Source organism: Caulobacter sp. FV1ye6ST, from assembly GCF_058681225.1.
The window spans coordinates 2,053,482-2,073,116 of the sequence record NZ_CM178733.1; the positions used below are offsets into that span (position 1 = coordinate 2,053,482).

Genomic DNA, 19,635 nt, shown 5'->3' on the forward strand with positions numbered 1-19,635 from the left:
CGACCGTTGAACCGGCCGGACCGCGTCCGGGACGCCACCATGGCCGACGTCGCCGAGCGGGCGGGCGTCTCGCGGATGACCGTCTCGCGTGTCATCAATGACGGCGCCAAGGTCCGGGACGACACACGGCGGGCGGTGCTGGAGGCCATCCGCGACCTCAATTTCCAACCCAACCTTGCGGCTCGCAATCTCGTCACCGCCGGCGAGCTGCGGATCGGCGTCGTCTATTCCAATCCCAGCGCCGCCTTCATGAGCGACTTCCTGGTCGGCGTGTTCGAGGAGGCCACCAGCGCCGGCGCGCGATTGATCCTGGTCCGCGGCGAGAACGGGGCCGCTCCGTCGCTCCAGGAACTGCAGCGACTGGTGAGCGGCGGCGTTCATGGCGTGGTGCTGGCGCCGCCTCTGGGCGAGTCCGCCGTGGTTCTGGATGTTCTCCGCGCCGCCAATCTGCCCGTCGCCGTGGTCGCCGCGGGACTTCCTCCGGCGTACGCGATCAGTGTCAGGATCGATGATCGCGAGGCCAGTCGGGCCATGACCCGCCATCTGCTGGACCTGGGGCATCGCCGCATCGGCTTGATCGTGGGCAATCCCAACCAGACCGCCAGCGCCTCGCGCCTGGACGGCGCCCGAGCCGCCGTCGCGACAACCGAGGGCGCCGAGCTCGTCGTGGCGCACGGCGCCTTCACCTATGACTCCGGCCTACGCGCCGCCGAGATCTTGCTGGACGATGAGCGGCTGCCGACCGCCATCTTCGCCAGCAATGATGACATGGCCGCCGCCGCCGTGTCGGTCGCTCACCGCCGGCGCCTGGACGTGCCGGGCGACTTGACCGTCGTCGGGTTCGACGACACGACCGTGGCCACCACCTTGTGGCCGCCGCTGACCACTATTCGCCAGCCCGTCCGCCAGATGGCGTCGATGGCCCTCGATCTCCTGCTCCGCGCGTTGCGTTCGCCCGGGTCTTCGGCGGAGATCTATGCGGATCACGTACTGGACCATGTGCTGATCCAGCGGGACTCCACCGCTCCACCCCGACGCGCGCCCAGTCGGGCCGAGAAGAGGCCCTCGAATGTCTGATCCGTCTCCCGATCTGGAAGTCGCGACCGTCCGGCGGGTCACCGCGCGGCTGATGCCGTTGTTCTGCCTGATGTACCTGATCGCCTATATCGACCGGCAGAACGTCTCCTACGCCAAGCTCGAAATGGTCCAGGCCCTGGGCCTCAGCGAAGCCTCCTATGGCCTTGGCGCGTCTCTATTTTTCATCGGCTACTTCCTGTTCGAGGCGCCCTCGAACCTGATCCTGGCCAAGGTCGGCGCGCGCGTATGGTTCGCGCGGATCATGTTCACCTGGGGGCTCGTCACCCTGGCGCTGGGCTTCACCCAGAACGCGACGATGTTTTACGTCCTGCGCTTCCTGCTCGGGGTCACGGAGGCCGGCTTCTTCCCCGGCGTGCTCTATGTCCTGACGCTCTGGTATCCGCAGTCGCACCGGGCGCGGATGGTGGGTCTGTTCATGATCGCCAGCGCCATCGCCAACGCAGTCGGCGCGGTCGTCGGCGGCATGCTGCTGGATCTGGACGGCCTGCTGGGCCTCGCGGGCTGGCAATGGGTGTTCCTGGCCACCGGCGCGCCGGCGATCCTGTTGACGCCCTACGTACTCTGGAAGCTGCCCAATGGTCCGGCCCATGCGCGGTGGCTGCTCGACGATCAGAAGGCCTGGCTGGCCAAGGCGCTGGACGCCGAGCGGGGCGGGGTGGTCGACGACCATCGCGGCGCGTGGAAGGCGATCTTCGATCCGCGTGTCCTGCTGCTGGCCGGCCTCTATATCGGCATGCCGCTGGGGGCATACGGCTTGAGCTACTGGTTGCCGACGATCGTCAAGTCGTTCGGCGTGTCCAATACCGTCAACGGTCTGATCAACATCATCCCCTGGCTGTTGGTCGCCGTGGCGCTGTGGTTCGTGCCGCGCCATGCCGCGCGCCACGGGGCCAGCGCCTGGCACATAGCCGGACCTGTGTTGCTGGGGGCGTTCTGCCTGGTCCTGAGCGTCATCCTGCCCGGACCCGTGCTGAAGTTCGCCGCGCTGTGCGTCGCCGCGCCAGCCATCTTCGCCGCCCAGCCCGTGTTCTGGAGCCTGCCGCCCAGCTTCCTGAGCGGACCCCGCGCGGCGGCCGGCATCGCGGCGATCAATGCGATCGGCAATCTGGGGGGCTTCATCGCCCAGAACATGGTGCCGATGGTGCGGGACGCCACGGGCAGCAATCTGGCGCCCATGCTGGCCCTGGGCGCGGTGCTGTTGGTGACAAGCCTGCTGATCTTCTACGCCATGCGGAAATTGGGCCGGCAGAGGTGATCGCCGGATAGTCTCTGGCCACGGCTCGTTCGCGAAGAAAGCGCCGCTCCTGGGAGGCAGGAGCGGCGCCCTAATGCTAGGCGGTGAATGAAGAAGGACGCCTAGAAATACCGGGCCTAGAAATTGTAGCGGAGGCCGACAATGAACTGGCGGCCGCTGTGGGTGTAGACGTTCAGGCGGTCGCTATCGCCGACGTACTGGTCGTTGAACTCGTCGGTCAGGTTCACGCCCTCGACCGAGAGCTTCAGGTTCTCGCGGATGTTCCAGCTGGCCTGCATGTCGACGTTCAGGGTCTCGTTGGTGCCCTGGACGGTGTTGCCGTCGCTGCCCGGGACCTGGGTCAGGTAGCCGGCGCGATAGGCCAGCGAGCCCCGGACGCTCCACTTGTCGGTCTCGTAGTAGAGCGTTGCGTTGGCGGCGTTCTTCGACAGGCCGATCAGGTCGTTGATCACCACCGGCGCGCCGGCGGTCGACGAGGTCGGATATTCGATCTTGGAAGCGACATAGGTGTAGTTGGCGATCACGCCGAAGTGGCTCAGCCACCCAGGCAGGAAGGTGAAGGGCTGCTGGACGTTCAGTTCGAAGCCCTTCAGGTCGCCGCCCTTGGTGTTGATCGGCTTGGAGACCTGGAACAGCATGTCCGGCGTGGCGGTGGTGCCGGCGATCAGCGAGTTGGGCAGGCCCAGGGTGTTATAGGCGCGCAGCTCGCTCTGGGTGGCCACGAAGGTGTTGATCTTCTTGTAGAAGATGCCCGCCGCGAACATCGTGCCCGACGACGGATACCACTCCAGCGACACATCGAGGTTCTTGGACTGGGTCGGGTTCAGGTACGGATTGCCCGAGCTGAAGCTGCGGTTCGCGCCCTGCACGGCGACGTCCCCACCGGGCGACAACGAGCCGATGCCCGGACGGGCGATCGTCTTGGCGGCGCTGAAGCGGGCCACGAAGGTGTCGGTGACGTCGGCCGCCAGGTTGAACGACGGCAGGGTCAGGTCGTAGTCGCGCTTGACGTCAACGCGCTGGATCACGCCGCCGACGGCGGCATAGCCGGCCGATTCCTGCTCGGTGTGGACGCGGCGCAGGCCGGCGTCGCCGCGGAAGGGTAAGCCCATCGCCTGGAAGCGAAACTCGGCCTGGACATAGGCGCCGGTGTCCTGCTCCTCGACCGCGCCGTACTGGCCGCGGGCCGAGGTGTTGTTGGTGCCGGTCAGGGCGTAGATACCGGTGTTGCTGTAGATGTTCAGCAGGGCGGCGTACTTGTCGATGTCGGGGACCAGCCAGGCGGTGGCGTTGCCGGACGGCATGTCCAGCCCCTTGCCGAAGCCGCTGAACACCTTCGACACCGAAGCCAACTGGTCCGGGGTCAAGGTCTGGCTGACGGTTTCGGTCGTGCGGTACAGGCCGTAGCTGTCATACTCGAACTTGCGCCAGTCCACGCCGGCCTTGAGCTTCAGGTTCTCGTTGGCTTCCCACTCGCCATAGACCTTGGCGGTCGAGAACTGGTTCTCGACGAAGGTCGGGCGCAGCCGGACTTCCGACGTGCCGTTGGTCGCCGACCAGTTGGCTGGGTTGGTCGCGTCGAAGCCCAGCAGGATCTGGGGCGCGCGGCCCTTGCGGAAGTCGTAGCTGTAGTTCTGGCTGTTGGCGCGGTCGAAGGTGACGATCGTCGAGACCGGCTGGGTGAAGGTCGAGTCCGCATAGCCGGCCAGGGCGCCGACGACCAGGCGGTCGCCGAAGTTGTGCTTGGCCGACAGGGTGAACTGCTTGAACTCGGTGTTCAGCTCGTCATAGGCCGACTGGGCGCGCAGATCGACATTGTCCATTCGGGCATAGACCAGGTCATTGCCCTGGACGACGCCGTCCCGAATGATCGTTTCAGGCTTGCCGGTGGTGGCGCGCGACAGGCCGATGGCCTGCAGCTGGGCTTCCTTCCGCAAGCCCTTCAGATAGGCGTACAGCGTGTCCAGCGTGATCTCGGTATTGGTGTCCGGCTTGAACTGCAGTGAGCCGGCCAGGCCCGTGCGTTTGTTCTGGATGTCGTAGCTGACATAGGCCGGGATGCGCGGGGCGAATATGCCCGTCGTCGTGCTGGTGTTGTTGATCTGGGCCAGCGTGTAACCGGGCACGGTCGAGGCCGCGTTGAAGCCGCCGTTGCTGCCGCCGACGGCCCAGCGAGTGATGTTGGCGCCTTCTTCCTTCAGATGCCGCTCTTCGTAGGCGGCCGAGATCAGCACGCCCAGCTTGCCGTCGAAGAAGGTGCGGCTGGCCAGGGCCGAGAGGCGCGGCGTGGTCTTCTCGGACAGGTCATTGTAGCTGCCGCCGGCCGACAGCACGAGCTGGGGCTTGCGGCTGTCGAAGGCGCGCGAGGTGTTCAGGTCGACCGTGGCGCCCAGCGAGCCTTCCTCGACATCGGCCGAGGCGGTCTTGCGCACCGCTATGCTGTTGAAGAGATCCGAGGCGAAGACGTTGAAGTCGAAGCCGCGACCGCGGTTGGTGCCGCCGCTGTTGGCCGTGCCGCCGGTGGTCGAGATGGCCTCCATGCCGTTGATGCGGACGCGGGTGTATTCCGAGCCAAGGCCCCGAACCGTGATCTGGCGGCCTTCGCCGTTGATGCGCGAGATCGAGACGCCCGGGATGCGTTGCAGCGACTCCGCCAGGTTCAGGTCGGGGAACTGGGCGATGTCCTCGGCCTTGATGGCGTCGACGACGCCGCTCGAGCCGCGTTTGATGTTGATGGCGCTCTGCAGGCTGGCGCGGAAGCCGGTGACGACGACGGCCTCGACCTCGTCGGACGCCGGCTGGGCCGGCGCGGCCTCTTGAGCGGTCGCCGCGCTGGCCATCGCCATCGCCAGGGCCGAGGCGCTCAGCGCCAGGGCGGCGCGCAGGGCGGTCGTGTGGTTGGTCGACATGGTTCCCTCCCGGTGCCCGCGTTTCGCGGGTCTCTTTCGTACCGAAGACGATCTGGCCGCCTTCTTCGTTGCCGTGAAGATAGGTGTGGATTTTCGTCCAGGGCCAATCCCAATCGGGTATGAACCTATGCGCGTTCGGCACGGATCGAGCCTGTCATCATCCCGTGCAATCGAGTGCATAGGGCGCGGTAGAGACCAGCCCGCGCGATATTCGTGTACGGAGCGGGTTTGATGCCGAAAGCGGTTCGATCCATGTCCGCCTTGGATCGGTCCATAGGCGAATTGACTTAGACCTGGCGAACGGGCGCCTCTAGCGTTCCCCTGCCCACACCGACGTCAGATCGGTTTCATGAGGGGAGGGGACGAAGGATGACCGAAGCCGACAAGCGGACGCGCGTGCGTTGGCTGATCATCACGGTGCTCTTCATCATCACCACCATCAACTACGCCGACCGCGCGACCTTCTCGATCGCAGGCCAGTCGGCGTCGAAGGAGCTGGGCCTGGATCCGGTGGCGATGGGCTACATCCTGTCGGCCTTCGCCTGGGCCTATGTCCTGGGCCAGATCCCGGGCGGGGCGCTGCTGGACAAGTTCGGCTCGAAGACGATCTACGTTATCTCGCTGTTGGTTTGGTCGCTGTTCACGGCGCTGCAGGGCTTCGCGGGCTTCTTCACCGGCCTGATGGCGGCCGCGGTGCTGTTCGCCATGCGCTTCGCCGTCGGCCTTGGGGAGTCGCCGTCGTTCCCGGCCAACGCCCGCATCGTCGCGGCCTGGTTCCCGAGCTCCGAGCGCGGCACGGCCTCGGCGATCTTCAACTCGGCCCAATACTTCTCGCTGGTCGCCTTCGCGCCGCTGATGGGCTGGCTGGCCCACAGCTTCGGCTGGCGCTCGGTATTTTGGGTGATGGGCGTGGTGGGCATCGCGGCCGCCGCCATCTTCGCCAAGCTGATCCACAGCCCGCTCGCGCATCCGGCCGTCAACAAGGCCGAGGTCGACTATATCGAGGCCGGCGGCGGCCTGGTGCGGATGGAAGAGAAGAACGCGGCCAATGGCGCGGCCTTTACCTGGCCCAACGTCAAGCAGGTTCTGACCAACCGCATGCTGCTGGGCGTCTATCTCGGCCAATACTGCATCAATGTCCTGACCTATTTCTTCGTCACCTGGTTTCCGATCTACCTGGTCAAGGAGCGCGGCCTGTCGATCCTGCAAGCCGGCTTCACCGCTGCCTTGCCAGCCCTGTGCGGCTTCGCCGGCGGCATTCTGGGCGGCATGATCTCGGACGGCCTGCTGAAGAAGACCGGCAACCTGGACATCGCTCGCAAGACCCCGCTGCTGCTGGGGATGGTGCTGGCCACCTGCATCATCCTCTGCAACTACGTCGAGCAGGAGTGGCTGGTCATCGTGATCATGGCCGCGGCCTTCTTCGGCAAGGGCGTGGCGTCGCTGGGCTGGGCGGTGGTGGCCGACACCTCGCCCAAGGAGATGGCCGGCGTCACGGGCGGCATCTTCAACACCTTCGGCAATGTCGCCGGTATCGTGACCCCGATCGTCATCGGCTACATCGTCAAGGCGACCGGCTCGTTCGACGGAGCGCTGATCTTTGTCGGCGTCCACTGCCTGATCTGCATCCTGGCGTATTTCGTGATCGTCGGGAAAATCCAGCGTCTGGACCTGAAGGCCGCCTGAACATGACCACCCGCCGCTCCATCCTGGCCGGCGCCTCGGCCCTGGCCTTCGTCGCCCTGGCCAAGTCGGCGAACGCCGCTCCGCTGGTGACCGTCTCGACGCCAATGGCCCCGCCCGAGTGGGCGCTGCTGCAGCGCGAACTGCTTAAGGCCAATGAGGAGGCCTGCGCGGCCTTCTTCGCGCGCTATTTCGACGATCGCGGCTGGCTGCGGGCGGTCGAGCGCTGGGGCGCCAATGATGGTCCTGACGACGCCATCGAGAACGTCAACGACTGGCCGACCCTGCATGCGCTTGGGGCCGGAGATAGCCTGCTGGCCATGGCTAAGAAGGCCTTCGACGGCAACGTCGCCCAATATACGGCGGCCAGGACGAAGGAGGTGCCGTTCGCTCGCGAGGGCATGTACTACCGCGAGTTTCCGGTCATGACCGATTGGCAGCACCTGTCCGAGGGGCTGTCGGTGTTCAACCTGCTGGGCCTGTCGGACCCCTATGACGCCAGGTATCGCGACCGGGTGAAGCGCTTCTCGGGCTTCTATACCGGCGAGGACAAGGCGGTCGCGAACTACGACCCGAAGCTGAAGATCATCCGCAGCATGATCACCGGCAGCAAGGGGCCGATGTTGCGCCCGGCCACGCCGCTGGACTGGGCCGGCGACCGGTTCGACCCGACCAACTTCTTCATGGAGCACGGCGAGAGCAGCTATGAAGAGACGCTGCACCACTACGACGAATATGGCGACGTGGTCGGCGATGCGCCGCTGAACCTCCAGGCCACCAGCTTGGTCATGAACGCCTACATGCTGGATCACGAGCCGAAGTACCGCGACTGGATCGTGAGTTACGTGGACGCCTGGATCGACCGCGCCAAGGCCAATGGCGGTGTCCTGCCCAGCAAGATCGGCCTGGACGGCAAGATCGGCGGGCCCAAGGGCCAATGGTGGAGCGGGACCTACGGCTGGGGCTTCAGCCCCCTGGCGCCCCAGACCGGCAAGCGCGAGGATCGCAACCGCGTGCCGCGCGCCGTGGTCGGTTTCCTCAACGCCTATCTGCTGACCGGCGAAGACAAGTATCTCGACGTCTGGCGTCGTCAGAACGACGTGATCAACGCCCAGAAGAAGACCGTCGACGGCAAGGTCATGACCCCGCGCATGTACGGCCCCAAGGGATGGTACGGCTATTCGCCCGGCGAGTACCGGCTGAACGGCCTCGAAATCTGGTACATGTCGCAGAAGGCCAGCGACCGCGCCCGCGCCGCCGAGCATCCCTGGCTGACCTATCTGGAGGGTAAGGACCCCGGCTTCCCGGCCAAGGCCTTGCGCGCTGATCTCGAGCGCGTCCGCGCTCGCGCCCAGGCCCAGCATGACGACAAGACCACGCCCGACACCCGCCTGGCCGACGCGGCCCTGGACATCAATCCGGCCAGCGTCACGGCCCTGATCCACCTGATGGAGGGCGGCATCCAGATCGCCCGGCCGCCGTGGTCGGGAACCTCGCCGGCCCAGGGCGGGGCGCTGCGCTATGCCCGCCTGCGCTGGTTCGATCCCGCGCATCGCCGCGCTGGTATCCCGCCGGACGTCGCCGCCCTTGTCGAGAAACTCGGCGAGGAGGAGACGGTTGTCACGCTGGTCAACACCAACCAGGTCGCGGCGCGCACCTTGACCGTCCAGGGCGGCGCCTATGCCGAGCATCAGATCCTCAGCGCGGCGATCGGTGAGGGGGCCGCCCTGCCGGTCGATTCCTCGGCCTTCACGCTGCGCCTCGCCGCTGGCGCCGGCGCGCGGCTGACCTTGAAGATGAAGCGCTATACGAACGCCCCGACCCTGACCTTCCCCTGGGACCGAGCCTGACGCGTCGGCGTCAGGTCCCTTCCTTCAAGAACGGCGCGACCGCGAAGATCTCTCGCTCCTCCTTGCGGGGATCATCCACCATCGTCGATGTCTCGTTGATCACCAGGGTCGACCGCCTCGGCAGTGTGTACTTCTCCCAAGCCGGGATCGCAGGGCCGTTGGGATTCCCCGTGCGCGCCAGCGACACGAACGCCGCGCTCATCTGGTCCCGAACCTTTCGCGCCGCCGGCCCCGTCCCGGTCATCGAGCCCTTGGCGTCCAGCGTGCCGAAGACCAGGGCGATGTCGTAGCTGTGATAGGCGCCCATCTTCGGATCGGTCTGGGCGCCGAAGTCCAGCTGGTACATCCAGACCGGCGCCTCGATCTGTGCGCGTCGCTCGGCCTGAATCAGGTGGCCCGGCCACGACCGCCCCGCCGTCGTGATGGCGAAGAAGCAGTCCGAGGGGCTGTAGTTTGGATAGAGCGCCCGGTACTTGGCCACCAGGTATTCGGGCGACATGTCCAAAACGAGCTCGTTCTCCAGCCGGCCCGGCAACTCCTCCCAGGTCAGGGCGAAGTTCCGGGGATCACCGCCCAGGAAGGCTTTCGTCTCGTCATGGGTGTTGCCGATGATCATCGGAATGTGGCCGCTCTCGCACGGGGCGTCGGGATAGAACGGGTGGCGGGCCAGGACGCCGTGGTCCAGCACCGACCAGAAGATGATCCCGCCCTTGCGCTCCAGCGGATCGCGCATCTTCAGGGCCTCGACCAACTGGGCGGCGGGCAGGGTCTTGAGCGTCTCGACCTGGTCGGGCTTGAGGCCCAGCTTCTCCATGAAGGCCTTGGCGCGGATCGTGGCGTGCAGCGGGCCCATGGCCGTGACGTGCTGGCCGCTCATGGTCGCGACCTTGTGGTACAGGCCCGCCGCGCGCGGCATGGCCATCAGCGTCACCACCTTGCCGCCGCCGCCCGACTGGCCGAAGGCCATGACGTTGCTGGGATCGCCGCCGAACGCGCCGATGTTGTCGCGCACCCACCGCAGCGCCAGGATCAGGTCGAGATTGCCGACATTGCCGCTGTCGGCCAGTTCGGCCCCGCCCAGCCGCGCCAGATAGGCGTAGCCGAAGCAGTTCAGCCGGTGGTTCACCACCACCACCACCACGTCATGGGTCTTGGCCAGCCAGGTCCCGTCATACAGCGGGCTGGACCCGGAGCCATTCGCGTGCGCCCCGCCGTGAACGTAGAACATCACCGGCCGCTTCTTCCCGTCGGCCACGCCGGGCGTCCAGACATTGAGGAACAGGCAGTCCTCGCTGGTCGGCTCGTCGGCTTTCAACTGGGGGCTGGCCGGGCCATAGGCGAGGGCGTCGGCGATCCCCTTCCAGGGTTGGGCGGCCTGCGCCGGCTGGAAGCGCCGTGACGCGGTGTCGGCGCCGTAGCGAACACCCTTGAAGATCTTGACGCCGTCGACTTCAGCCCCGCGCACCCGGCCGGCGGTGGTGGTCGCCACGGGCGCGGCGAGCCCGGCTGCGTTGACGCGGGGCGCGGCGGCGACCGCCAGGGTTCCGGCCAGCACGGCGCGGCGATCGAGGGTCATGAACGTCTCTCCCAGGTCTCTTGTCGTTGGGCCTCAAGCCCACCGGGAGAGGGACGCGTCAGCGCGCGCCGGACTCCGACGGCGGGGCCTCGGCCAGGCAAAGATCGATGAAGGTCTGCAGGATCGGGCTCTCGTTGTCCTTGCGCCAGGCCATGTAGAGCTCGACCGGGCGGTCGGGCGTGGTCTCCACGGGCCGGAACTGCACGTCGTCGAAATGCAGGCTCATGGCCGCCTCCGGCACGATCGCCGCGCCGAGGCCGGCATGGACCAGGGCCAGCATCGAGTGGATCTGGGTGACGTGCTGGATGTAGTTCGGCGACACGCCGTTGGCGTCGAACAGTGTGGTCAGCATATTGTAGAAATAGCCCGCGCCCTCGGGCGAATACATGATCAGGGGCTGTCCATCGAAGTCGGCCAGGGTCAGGGACGCCTTGGCCAGGCGCGCGTCGCCGGTCGGCAGGGCCGCGACCAGCGGCTCGGACAGCACGCGGGCGGTGGCGAATTCGACCCGCTCCATCGGCGGGCGGACCAGACCTATGTCGATGCGGCCGGTCAGCAAGGCCTCGACCTGCTCGCGGGTGACCATCTCGCGCAGGGTCAGGTCGGCATTGGGCAGGCGGGCCTTGGACAGGATCACAAGTTGCGGCAGGAAGTTGTAGCCAGAGGCGGCCGTGAAGCCGATGGCGATCTGGCCGGCGTCGCCGCTGGCGATGCGGCGGGTGGCCAGGGCCGCGCTCTCGGCCAGGCGCAGGATGCGGCGGGCTTCCAGCAGGAAGGCTCGGCCGGCGGGTGTCAGGCGCACCGACCGGCTGGTGCGATCCAGCAGGGTTACGCCCAGGATCCGCTCTAGCAACTGCACCTGCCGGCTGAGCGGCGGCTGGGTCATGTTCAGCCGCTGCGCCGCGCGGCCGAAATGCAGCTCTTCGGCCGTGGCCACGAAGCAGCGCAGCTGACTCAGTTCGAACATCGGAAAACGCCCATCGACGACACCCTGGAGGCGTGAAGCTAGACGCTCGTTCGGACCGATCGCCAATGTCTTCTTGCCGGGCAGGGCGTTCATCGTGTGGGCGGACGGGTCGATGCGTGGCGCGCATCGACCTTAAGTCCCTTAGCCGTTCGCGGCGCGGCGCTGGTCGCCGCCATGCGCGCGGCCGATCAGGCCCTGGAGTTCGGCATATTCGGCGGCCGTCAACTCGGTCAACGGAAGGCGTACAGGGCCCGCGTCGCGGCCGATGGCCTTCATGCCCGCCTTGACGATCGAGACCGCATAGCCTTTGCCCCTGTTGCGCAGGGTGATGTAGGGCAGCACGAAGTCGCGCAGGCCGGCCATGACCGCCTCGCGGTCGCGGGCGCGGACCGACTTGTAGAACGCCAGCGCCCATTCCGGCATGAAGTTGAAGATGGCCGACGAATAGGTCGTAACGCCCATCTCCAGATAGGGCAGGGCGAAGGTCTCGGCCGTCGGCAGGCCGCCGATATAGGTCAGGCGGTCGCCCATGCGGGCATAGACCCGCATCATCAATTCCAGGTCGCCGACGCCGTCCTTGAAGCCCACGAGGTTGGGATTGCGCGCGCACAGCTTCTCGAGCGTGTCCTCGTTGATGATCGCGTTGTCGCGATTGTAGACGATGACCCCCAGCTTGGTGGCCTTGCAGACCGCCTCGATGTGGGCGGCCAGGCCCTCCTGCGTCGCGTTGGTCAGGTAGGGCGGTAGCAGCAGCACGCCGTCGGCGCCGGCGGCTTCCGCGTCAGCGGCCAAGTCGGTGGCGATGGCCGTGCCGTAGCCGCAGCCGGCGATGACCGGGATCCTGCCATTGGTCTCGGCGACGGCCGCGCGGACCACCTGGCCGACTTCCGAGGGGCGCAGCGAGAAGAACTCGCCCGTGCCGCCGGCGGCGAACAGGCCGGCGAGGTCCCGCTCCAGCATCCAGCCGCAGTGCTCGCGGTAGGGCGCTTCCACGAACTGGCGCTGGTCATCGAAGTGGGTGACGGGGAACGACAGCAGGCCGCCGCCGAGCTGGCGGGCCATTTCCGTCGGCGACATTCGGCTCATGAAGTCCTCTCCGAGCGGCGGCCCTTGGCGCGGATCATTCGCGCGGGGCCGCTTCTTGATCATCACGGTAGAGAGGGCCGCCGTCGCGGTCTAAGCCAAAGGTGCTATGGACCGATGCGGGAATTGGCTTGATCCGCCTCGGGCGGTCCCAACTTGCTCAGGAGCCTATGCTATGACCGACGAAGCCGACCTCAACGCCAGGCACAACGCCAAGATGGCCAAGATCCAGGTTGCGCGCGCCAAGATGATGGCCGAGCGGCAGATCGAGAAGGGCCTGCTGATCGTCAATACCGGTCCCGGCAAGGGCAAGACCACCGCGGCCCTGGGCATGGTCTGCCGCGCCATCGGCCACGGTCAGAGGGTGTCGGTGATCCAGTTCGTGAAGGGCGCGCTGCAAACGGGCGAGAAGGTGGTGTTCGACGCCTTCCCCGACCATGTGGAGTTCAAGCCCATGGGTGAGGGCTTCACCTGGGACACCCAGGACCGCGCCCGCGACATCGCCGTGGCGCGCGAGGCCTGGGAGGCGGTGAAGGCGCGCATAGCCGATCCCGAGATCGACATAGTGGTGGCCGACGAACTGAACATCGTCCTGCGCTACGACTATCTGCCGGTCGAAGAGGTGATCGAGGCGATCGTCAGTCGCCCCGAGGGCAAGCATGTCATCGTCACCGGCCGCAACGCGCCGCAGGCCCTGATCGACGTTGCCGACCTCGTCACCGAGATGACGCAGGTCAAGCATCCGTTCCGTTCAGGCGTGAAGGCCCAGGCGGGGATCGAGTTCTGATCCCGACCTTTCGGACGGCCGAGCGTTGTATCTGACCGCCAACGCGACGCGTTGAAGCCCTGGCGCGCGGCCTCGACGCATAGCCTCCGCAGTCGCCCTCGCGCCATCGCAATGAGCGAGCAGCGTTTTTTGGTATAGTCCAAATTCTGAGAACGGGTGCGGCTCGGACGGTCTTTAGGGGCCGTCGCCTCTCGGCCGGCCTACAAGGTCGGCCGATCGATCCAGACACGAACACCCAACCCCTGGTGTCGTATCCGCGAACGTCGTCGTCCGGATGAGCGCTCGTTCCGAGCAAATTCCCGGGTCGAGGCCGGCCACTGTCACGCTGATGTCGCCACAGCTGTTTAAAGCACTCTGGTCCATACCAGTTGGGGCAGGGGAACCACTCATGTCGATCCGATATCCCGTTCGAGCCGCGGGCCCGAACCTGAAGAGCCTTTTGCTGGCGACCGTTGCGGCGCTGGCCGTCGGCGCCCATTCATCGGCCGCTTTCGCGCGGCAGACCGCCAGTGAACCGGCCGCCGCCGACACGGTCGACGCTGTGGTCGTCACCGGCTTCCGCAAATCGCTGAGCGATGCGCGCGCCATCAAGCGCGACTCCGTCATCCAGAAGGACGCCATCGTCGCCGAGGACATGGCGAAGTTCCCGGAACTGAACCTAGCTGAGTCGCTGCAGCGCCTGCCGGGCGTGCAGATCAGCCGCGAGGCGGGCGAAGGTCGCCGCATCTCGCTGCGGGGCCTGGGTCCCGACTTCGCCCGCGTGCAGCTGAACGGCATGGAAGTGCTGGGCAATGTCGATTCGGCGCAGGACAGCCGCGGCCAGCGCTCGCGCGACCGGGCCTTCGACTTCAATATCTTCGCCTCGGAACTGTTCTCGAAGGTGGAGGTCGAGAAGACCTTCGAGGCGGCCCAGAACGAGGGCGGCATGGCCGGCACCGTCGGGCTGTTCACCGGCAAGCCGTTCGACTACGCGCCGGGCGCCAAGGGCGCCATCTCGGTCAAGGCTGGCACCAATCAATATACCAAGGACACCCAGCCGCGCGTCGCCGGCCTGTTCAGCTACAACTGGGACAACAAGTTCGGCGTGGCGGTTTCGGTCGCCTACAGCAAGCGCGAGACCACCGAGCAAGGTCACAACACCTATAACTACGACAAGCCCAGCGCCTCGGACATGGGCAAGCTGGTCGCCAACGGCTTGGACATCTCCCACCTGTCCGCCGCGCAGCAGGCCAAGTTCCTGTCCGGCGACCTGTATATCGCGGATGGCAACCGCATCTCGTCTTGGAACTCGAAGGCCGAGCGCCTGGGCCTGACGGGCGCCGTGCAGTGGAAGCCGGCGGACAATCTGCTGCTGACGCTGGACGTATTGCATGGTGAGTTCACCACCCACCGCGACGAGTATCACCTGGCCACGCGGCCACTGGGGTCGGGTACGAAATCCTTTGCGTTCGACACCCCCGCGGGCGGGGTCTGGCCGTCGCAGTTCCAGAAGGGCTCGGTGCTCAACAACCTGGCGTGGGACAGCAGCAACTACGTCACCATGACCGACGTCACGGGCACGACCTTTGGCAGCGAGCATCGCCGGTCGCTGAATGAAAACCGCTTCAACCAGGTCGCGCTGACCGGCAAGTGGGACCTGTCCGATCGCTTCTCGATCGATGGTCACGTCGGCTACGAGAAGTCGACCTACAAGACCCCCTATGACGACAAGCTCTATATGCGCGCCAAGGGGAATATGGTCGCCAACTACGGCGCCGATGGCCAATCGGCGACCTTCTCCTATCCGAATTTCGACGCCACCAACCCGGCCAACTACGCGTTGGATTCCTTCTACTATCGCGGTTTCAACAACCAGTCGGAACTGAAGGAAGGCGTGCTGAACGCCAAGTATGAGCTGAACGACACGTGGACTCTGCGCGCCGGCGTGGCCTATCACAAGTTCACGCAAGGCGGCCGGGACCTGTTCTATGACGACAACGTCAATGGAACCCGGTCCAAGATGCGCGGCATGTCGGTCTCTGGCGTGACCTCGGTGTTCACCAACGCCTTCGGCTCGTGGCTGGTCGGCGACTACGACAAGACCTTCGCCAAGTACAACGAGTACCACCGCTTTGGCCCCAACAAGGACGGCACGGGCGGCGCGCTGCAGGACATCGAGAACGTCTACGAGACCTCGGAAGCGACCGTGTCCGAGTATGTTCAGGCGGATTGGGACAGCGAGCTTTTCGGCAAGCGCTTCCGCGGCAATGTCGGCCTGCGCGGCTATCAGAGCGACACCCACGGCACCGGCTGGATCCAGGGCGACAGCTACGCCTATCTGGGCACGACGGACGTGAAAGGCAGCTATGACGGCGTGCTGCCGGCCATGAATTCGGTTCTGGAACTGACGCCGCAGGTGATGGTGCGCTTCTCCGCCACGCAAAATCTGAACCGTCCGGGTCTGGGCTCGATGGCGGCCAAGGGCAGCGCGTTCCAGGCCGACAGCGGCGATATCACGGCCTCGCGCGGCAACCCGAACCTGAAGCCCTACAAGGACAGCACGCTGGACCTGGCGGCGGAATACTACTTCGGCCAGGACGGGCTGCTCTCGGCGAGCGTGTTCCACAAGAGCATCAAGAACTTCATCGGCACGCAAACGCTCGAGAACGTGCCGTTCAGCCAGACGGGCGTGCCTTACTCCACGATCCCGGGCGCTACGGCGACTTCGATCGTCAAAGAGTTCGAGATGCCGATCAATATCGCCGGCACGAAGCAGTTGACCGGCGTTGAGCTGGCCGCGCAGGGCCAGTTCTCGTTCCTGCCCGCGCCATTCGACAAGCTGGGCGCGGTGGTGAACTATACCTATGTGGACGCCGACGAAGCCCTAACCGGCATTTCCAACACCAGCTATAACGCCACGCTCTACTACGAAACCGAGCGCTGGGGCCTGCGCGGCTCCTTGAGCCATCGCAACAAGTGGTTCACCGGCCACAGCGACAGCCTGATGAGCGCCAGCACGCGCGGGTTCCAGGGCTCCACCTATGTGGACGCCTCTGCCTTCCTGAACGTCTCGAGCGCGCTGCAACTGACGCTGAACGCGATCAACCTGACGAACCAGAAGGACACCCAGTTCTGGGGCCAGAACGAGTATCTCTATAACCAGACCCAGAGCGGCGCGACATACATGGTCGGTCTTCGCTACAAGTTCTAAGACGAACAATCCTGGTCAACACCGCGCCCCGACCCGCCTTTCCGGCGGGGAGGGGCGCCCCCTTTTGCGTGGGCTCGAACGTGATTGTCTCCCATCGCCATCGCTTCATCTTCGCCGCGGTGCCCAAGACCGGCACCCATTCGGTGCGGCGCGCCCTGCGCGAACAGCTTGGCGACGAGGATGTCGAGCAGGTGGGGCTGTTCCTCAACAAGCGCTTCCCCTGGCAGGATCTGGCCGAGATCCAGCATGGCCATCTGTCGCTGGAGCAGGTCAGGCCGCATCTGGGGGAGGAGGCCTTTGGGGGCTATTTCAAGTTCGCCTTCGTCCGCAACCCGTTCGACCGCTTCGTGTCATACTGCGCCTTCATGCTGCGCGGCGGCCATGTCTTCCAGCAGCGCCCGCGCGATGTGATGCGTCACTTTCTCTTCGCCGAGCCGCCGGAGCAGCACATCCTGTTCAAGCCGCAGGCCTCGCTGCTGGTCGGCGACGACAGCGCGACCCTGCTGACCGACGCGATCGGCCGGGTAGAGGACATGCAGGGGTCCTACGACGCCATCTGCGCGCGGATCGGCATTCCTTCCCATCCGCTCGAGCACGTCAACGGCAGCCAGCACGGTGACTATCGCCAATACTACGATCAGGCCCTGATTGACGGCGTCGCGGCTCGCTACGCCCAGGATCTGGAGCTGTTCGGCTACACTTTCGAAGGCCTGCGATGAGCGCCGCGCCCGACGCCAATCCGCGCAAGACCACGACGGTCCGCCAGCTCGGACTGGTCGACATCGCCGCCTTGCGGACCGCCGTGCTGGCGATTCCCGAGGCGGTTTGGGCGGCGGAGAACGCTGATAAGCCGAACCGGTTCGAGGCGCTGGGCGCCACGCGCCACATCGTCTTCCGCTTCATCGACAGCCCGCGCGACTGGCGCGGGTCGCACGATCGTCCGGCCTGGGCTCCATGGCGCGCTCTGCTGGAGCCGGTGCTGGCGAAGACGGGTAGCGAATACGGCTACGCGAGAGGCATGTTCCCGCGCGTGATGCTGGCCAGCATGCCGCCGGGCGGGGTGATCCACCCGCACATCGACGCCAACCCCGCCGCGAAGTGGCCGCACAAGATCCACGTCCCCCTGACGACCAATCCCGGCGTGGTGGCGTTCTTCGGCGGGAAGGAACGCCATTTTCCCGTGGGCGAGGCGGTGGAGGTCGACAATCTCGGCCCGCACTGGGTGCGTAACAACGGCGACACCGATCGCATCCACCTGATCTTCGAATATTACGACGCCGACCAGCCGGATCCGGACTGGCTGGCGCCGTTCCTGGCGGCGAGCGCGACGCGGTGACGGAACGCGACGCCTTGCTGCGCGAAGCCCAGAGCCTGCGCGTCGGCCAACGCGTGCCGGACGCCCTGGCCACGCTGGCGCGGCTGGAGGCGCTGCACCCCCGGTTCAGCCGCCTCCACCAGGAACGGGGGCACTGCCTCATCCTGCTGCGAGACGGCCCAGCGGCGATCGCGGCGCTGCGTGAGGCCGTGCGCCTGAACCCGAGCCTGCCGGCCAGTTGGGACATGCTTGAGCAGCTCTATCGGATGCAGGGCGACATCGCCCAGTCGGCCATGGCGGGCCAGCATCTGGCCATCCTGAAACAGCTGCCGCCGGCGGTGGTGATGGCCAGAAGCCTGTTGGCCGATGGCGACCTGGAGCCGGCCGAGGAAGTCCTCAGCGACTATCTGCGCCAGGATCCTCTCAATGTCGGCGCGTTGCGCCTGTTCGCGCGGATCCGCCACGAGCGCGGCGACCTCGCCGAGGCCGAGAGGCTGCTGGAATCGGTGGTGGAGCGCGCGCCGGACTACCACGCCGCCCGCTTCGACTACGGAATGGTGCTGCTGCAACGGCAGAAGCCGGCGCAAGCGCGGCGGGAGGCCGAGCGCCTGCTGCGGGACGATCCCGACAACCGCGACTATCTCAAGCAATATGGCGCGGCCTGCGTCGCCCTGGGTGACCATGAGCCCGTGATCGATCTCTATGCGCGCCTGCTGGACGGTCTGCCCCCGACGGGTCCGGAAGTCGCCGACCTGCGCCTGTGGCGCGCCAACGCCTTGAAGATCACCGGCCGGCGGGCGGAGGCCATCGCTGACTATCAGGCTTCGCTGGCGGCGCGACCGGACAATGGCGTGGCCTGGTTCAGTCTGGCCAACCTCAAGACCTATCGCTTTACCGATGACGAGGTCGCGCGGATGGGCGCCCTGGAGGCTCGCAACGACCTTCAGGACATGGACCGCGTCTATCTCGGCTTCGCCTTGGGCAAAGCGCTCGAGGATCGGGGCGAACACGAAGCTTCGTGGCGCGCCTACGCTCGCGGAAACGCGGTGCGCCGCGACCTCGGTCGCTGGCGACCGGAGGTGACGGAGGCGTACGCCGCCCGCCTGAAGCAGGTCTTAACCGCCGAGGTCTTCGCCGAACGCGCCGGCTGGGGGGCGGAAGATCCGGCGCCGATCTTCGTCCTGGGCCTGCCGCGTTCGGGGTCGACCCTGATCGAACAAATCCTGGCCTCCCATTCCCAGGTCGAGGGTACGCAGGAGTTGACCGAGATCGGCCGCTATGTCGGCGAGGTCTGCGGCCGGGATACGAACTGCGGCCTGCCGCTGCAGCCCGAGGCTCTTCTGGATCTGACAGCCGAAGAGGCGAGGGTGCTGGGCCAGCGTTTCCTGGCCGACACACGGACCTATCGGCGGCTGGGCCGGCCGTTCTTCGTCGACAAGATGCCGAACAACTTCTGGCATATCGGCCTGATCCACCTGATCCTACCGCGCGCGACGATCCTCGACGTCCGGCGCGAGCCGATGGCCTGCGGCTTCAGCAATCTCAAGCAGCTGTTCGGCACGACGAACCAAGAATTTACCTACGGGGTCGACGATATCGCCCGCTACTACCGAACCTATCTCGAGGTCATGCGGCACTGGGACAAGGTGCTCCCGGGACGGGTGCTGAGAGTCTCGTACGAGGACGTGGTCGACGATCTCGAAGGGGGCGTGCGGCGGATGCTGCTCCATGCGGGGCTGCCCTTCGAGCCGGCCTGCCTGACCTTCCACGAAACGCGGCGCAGCGTGCGCACGCCCAGTTCCGAGCAGGTGCGTCAGCCGCTTGGCCGGGAGAGTCTGACCCAGTGGCGGAACTACGCGCCGTGGCTCGAGCCGTTGCGTCATGCGCTAGGCGACGCCGCGACCGGCTACAAGGACTGACCG

At 66.2% G+C, this 19,635-nt stretch carries 13 protein-coding genes; 9 read left to right on the forward strand and 4 right to left on the reverse strand.

The features are described 5' to 3' along the window. Positions 1–6 precede the first annotated feature (6 nt). Positions 7–1,077 (forward strand): LacI family DNA-binding transcriptional regulator, encoded by a 1,071-nt coding sequence (locus ACW175_RS10165; protein WP_492104364.1) that lies wholly within the window; start codon positions 7–9, stop codon positions 1,075–1,077. Then, a complete protein-coding gene (locus ACW175_RS10170; protein ID WP_492104365.1) occupies positions 1,070–2,353 on the forward strand; it encodes an MFS transporter in 1,284 nt (427 codons plus the stop codon). The genes ACW175_RS10165 and ACW175_RS10170 overlap by 8 nt, the downstream gene beginning before the upstream one ends. Before the next feature lie 116 nt (positions 2,354–2,469). On the opposite strand, the gene ACW175_RS10175 is transcribed toward ACW175_RS10170, so the two are convergent. After that, entirely contained in the window at positions 2,470–5,262 is a 2,793-nt protein-coding gene (locus ACW175_RS10175; RefSeq protein ID WP_492104366.1) for a TonB-dependent receptor, read from the reverse strand. A 369-nt stretch (positions 5,263–5,631) separates the two neighbouring features. On the opposite strand from ACW175_RS10175, the gene ACW175_RS10180 reads away from it, so the two are divergent. Beyond that, complete coding sequence (locus ACW175_RS10180; protein WP_492104367.1) at positions 5,632–6,948, forward strand: MFS transporter; 1,317 nt, start codon at positions 5,632–5,634, stop codon at positions 6,946–6,948. 2 nt (positions 6,949–6,950) lie between these two features. Further along, positions 6,951–8,795: a DUF8034 domain-containing protein gene (locus ACW175_RS10185; protein ID WP_492104368.1), complete on the forward strand. Its 1,845-nt coding sequence runs from the start codon at positions 6,951–6,953 to the stop codon at positions 8,793–8,795. A gap of 10 nt (positions 8,796–8,805) precedes the next feature. Here the strand turns inward: ACW175_RS10185 and ACW175_RS10190 are convergent, their stop codons facing one another. The 3 genes from ACW175_RS10190 to kdgD all read right to left on the reverse strand — a co-directional run bounded on the left by ACW175_RS10190 (position 8,806) and on the right by kdgD (position 12,424). Continuing rightward, positions 8,806–10,371: a carboxylesterase/lipase family protein gene (locus tag ACW175_RS10190; protein WP_492104369.1), complete on the reverse strand. Its 1,566-nt coding sequence runs from the start codon at positions 10,369–10,371 to the stop codon at positions 8,806–8,808. A 58-nt stretch (positions 10,372–10,429) separates the two neighbouring features. Further along, positions 10,430–11,338, reverse strand: coding sequence for a LysR substrate-binding domain-containing protein (locus ACW175_RS10195; RefSeq protein ID WP_099577307.1), 909 nt, complete (start codon positions 11,336–11,338; stop codon positions 10,430–10,432). A gap of 141 nt (positions 11,339–11,479) precedes the next feature. Continuing rightward, on the reverse strand, positions 11,480–12,424 hold the full coding sequence (gene kdgD / locus ACW175_RS10200) for a 5-dehydro-4-deoxyglucarate dehydratase (protein WP_492104370.1): 945 nt from the start codon (positions 12,422–12,424) through the stop codon (positions 11,480–11,482). 172 nt (positions 12,425–12,596) lie between these two features. Here kdgD and cobO point away from each other — a divergent pair, with 172 nt between their 5' ends. The 5 genes from cobO (at position 12,597) to ACW175_RS10225 (ending at position 19,632) form a co-directional block, all read left to right on the forward strand. Further along, entirely contained in the window at positions 12,597–13,208 is a 612-nt protein-coding gene (gene cobO / locus ACW175_RS10205) for a cob(I)yrinic acid a,c-diamide adenosyltransferase (RefSeq protein ID WP_492104371.1), read from the forward strand. A 388-nt stretch (positions 13,209–13,596) separates the two neighbouring features. Then, positions 13,597–16,398 (forward strand): TonB-dependent receptor, encoded by a 2,802-nt coding sequence (locus ACW175_RS10210; protein WP_492104372.1) that lies wholly within the window; start codon positions 13,597–13,599, stop codon positions 16,396–16,398. A gap of 80 nt (positions 16,399–16,478) precedes the next feature. Continuing rightward, positions 16,479–17,117, forward strand: a complete 639-nt coding sequence (locus ACW175_RS10215) for a sulfotransferase family 2 domain-containing protein (RefSeq protein ID WP_492104373.1) — start codon at positions 16,479–16,481, stop codon at positions 17,115–17,117. Then, positions 17,114–17,734 (forward strand): aspartyl/asparaginyl beta-hydroxylase domain-containing protein, encoded by a 621-nt coding sequence (locus ACW175_RS10220; protein ID WP_492104374.1) that lies wholly within the window; start codon positions 17,114–17,116, stop codon positions 17,732–17,734. Before ACW175_RS10215 ends, ACW175_RS10220 begins: the two co-directional genes overlap by 4 nt. Then, positions 17,731–19,632, forward strand: a complete 1,902-nt coding sequence (locus ACW175_RS10225) for a tetratricopeptide repeat-containing sulfotransferase family protein (protein WP_492104375.1) — start codon at positions 17,731–17,733, stop codon at positions 19,630–19,632. The genes ACW175_RS10220 and ACW175_RS10225 overlap by 4 nt, the downstream gene beginning before the upstream one ends. The last annotated feature ends 3 nt before the right edge of the window (positions 19,633–19,635 follow it).